This window comes from Actinosynnema sp. NPDC023658, from assembly GCF_040639995.1.
GTDB lineage: Bacteria > Actinomycetota > Actinomycetes > Mycobacteriales > Pseudonocardiaceae > Actinosynnema.
The window spans coordinates 1-2,358 of record NZ_JBFAAX010000855.1; the positions used below are offsets into that span (position 1 = coordinate 1).

3 protein-coding genes are annotated in these 2,358 nt (G+C 70.8%); 2 read left to right on the top strand and 1 reads right to left on the bottom strand.

Annotated features, from left to right (window positions below):
- Positions 1 to 18: 18 nt before the first annotated feature.
- Positions 19 to 945 carry a 4-hydroxy-3-methylbut-2-enyl diphosphate reductase gene (gene ispH / locus AB0G02_RS35585; protein ID WP_360803461.1) on the top strand — a complete coding sequence of 309 codons (927 nt, stop codon included), beginning with the start codon at positions 19 to 21 and terminating at the stop codon, positions 943 to 945.
- Between the two features lie 544 nt (positions 946 to 1,489).
- Positions 1,490 to 1,834, top strand: a complete 345-nt coding sequence (locus AB0G02_RS35590; protein ID WP_360803457.1) for a DUF742 domain-containing protein — start codon at positions 1,490 to 1,492, stop codon at positions 1,832 to 1,834.
- Here AB0G02_RS35590 and AB0G02_RS35595 read toward each other — a convergent pair.
- Positions 1,787 to 2,358 (bottom strand): NAD-binding protein (locus tag AB0G02_RS35595; RefSeq protein WP_360803459.1); only part of this gene is annotated, 572 nt, incomplete at its 5' end. The genes AB0G02_RS35590 and AB0G02_RS35595 overlap by 48 nt on opposite strands.

Consider the following 2,358-nt stretch of genomic DNA (forward strand, 5'->3'; position numbering starts at 1 on the left):
GACCCTGGAGCCCCCGCGATGGCCCTTCCCGTTGTCCTGCTGGCGTCACCGCGGTCGTTCTGCGCCGGGGTGGAGCGCGCCATCGACATCGTCGACCGCCTCCTCGACCAGCGCGGCGGCCCGGTCCACGTGCGCAAGCAGATCGTGCACAACACGCACGTGGTGGCCGACCTGGAGGCGCGCGGCGCGGTGTTCGTGGACGAGCTGGACGCGGTGCCGGACGGCGCGACGGTGGTGTTCTCCGCACACGGGGTGTCGCCCGCGGTGCGGGAGGAGGCCGAGCGGCGCGGCCTGGAGGTGGTCGACGCGACGTGCCCGTTGGTGACCAAGGTGCACGCGGAGGCCAGGCGGTACGCCGCGCGCGGTGACACGGTGGTGCTGATCGGGCACGCCGGCCACGAGGAGGTCGAGGGCACGCTGGGCGAGGCGCCGGAGCGGACGGTGCTGGTGCAGAGCGTCGCGGACGTGGAGGCGCTGGACGTGCCGGACCCGACCAGGGTCTCCTACCTGACGCAGACGACGCTGGCGGAGGACGAGACGGCCGAGGTGCTGACGGCGTTGCGGGCGAGGTTCCCGGCGCTGAAGGGGCCTTCGTCGGCGGACATCTGCTACGCCACCACGAACCGGCAGGACGCGGTGCGCGAGATCGCCCGCGACTCGGACCTGGTGCTGGTGGTGGGTTCGGCGAACTCGTCGAACTCGGTGCGGCTGGTGGAGACGGCCCGTCGGGTGGGCACGCCCGCGCACCTCATCGACGACGTGTCCGGCATCCGGTGGGAGTGGCTGCACGAGGCGCGCGTGGTCGGGGTGACCGCGGGCGCGTCCGCGCCGCCGCGACTGGTGGACGAGGTGATCGAGGCGCTGGGCGCGTGGGACGTCCAGGTCCGCGAGACCGCGCGGGAGACGATCCGGTTCACCTTGCCCACCGCCGTGCGACCGCGGTGAGGGCGCCGGGCGACGAATGCCGACCGAACGGCGGGTTCCGGCCGTTCCGGAATGGCGTCGGACCGCGGTCGGGGCGAATTGTCGGCGCCGGCGTGGTGGGGCCGAACCTCAAACCTTGGTCAACAACCATTGTGAGAGCGCTCCACCGCTCACTAGCGTCGATTTCGGCCACAAGCCGCTCGGTGGTGAGCTCACCGCCAGGACACAAAACCCCTCACGTGTTCTGCGAGGTAGGCGTGATCGCGAATCCCACACCCATCGGGTAGACCCCCGGCGGACGCCTGGGACGACCAGTCCCAGGCGATCCGAAGCCGGACGACCGTCACGCGGGCGGCGCGCGGCGGACCGATCATCCGATGCCTGAGCGCGCCCGTGAACACCCCTTGGAAGCAACCGGGCACGGACCGTCGCCGCGACGTGCCGACTCTCCCACATGCCGGGAAAACCGAGACAGGAGCCGTGATCGCTCGTAGGGTCTAGCGGCGTCAGGGGCCCTCGGCCCCTGCGCGACCAAGATCAACGCCGATCGCTTCGAGGAGCTGGTGTGTCGACCCTCCGGGTGCGTCCCTACACCAGAACCGGCGGCCGCACGCGCTCCGCGACGACGCTGGCCATCGAGACCATCGTGACGACGAACGAAAGGGCGTCGCGGGACGCCCTCACGTCGACCGCGGAACACCGGATCATCAGCGACCTGTGCCGCGACCCGCATTCCGTCGCGGAAGTGGCGGCGCGGTTGCGATTGCCGCTCGGCGTCGTCCGCGTGCTGTTGGCGGACATGTCGGACATGAGCCTGATCAACGTCCACGACGACCAGGTGATCGACGACAAGGGCAGGCCGTCACTGGACCTGATGGAACGCGTCCTGCTCGGTCTCCGCCGAATCTGACCGTTCCCGCAAAGCGTGCACGACCGCGGACATGTCTTCTTTGTCGTGCCCCAATTCCACCGTGCGGGCGAACAGGGCCAGGCACTCGTCCAGCAGCGGTGAGGCGACGCCCGCCGCACGGGCCGCGTCAGCGATCAACCGGTTGTTCATGAGCACGTCGAGCGCCGCCGCCTGCGCCTCGAAGTCGGCGGCGAGCAGCTTCGCGGTCTTCGCCCGGGACACCTTGCTGGCCATCGGGCCCTTGTCCAGCACCTCGACCAGCGTGCCCAGGTCGAGGTCGTGCCGCTCTGCGAAGTGGAACGCCTCGGCCAGCCCGGTGGTCATCGTGATCAGGAACAGGTTCACCGACAGCTTCATCAGCAGGGCGTTGGGCGCCTGACCGCACTCCACCACCTCGGCGCACATCGGCGCGACGACCTCGCGCACGCGGGCCACGGCGGCCGGCGACCCGGCGAGCATGGCGACCAGCTCCCCCGCCTCGGCCGGTCCCCGCGAGCCCGAGACGGGCGCTTCGACGTACTCGC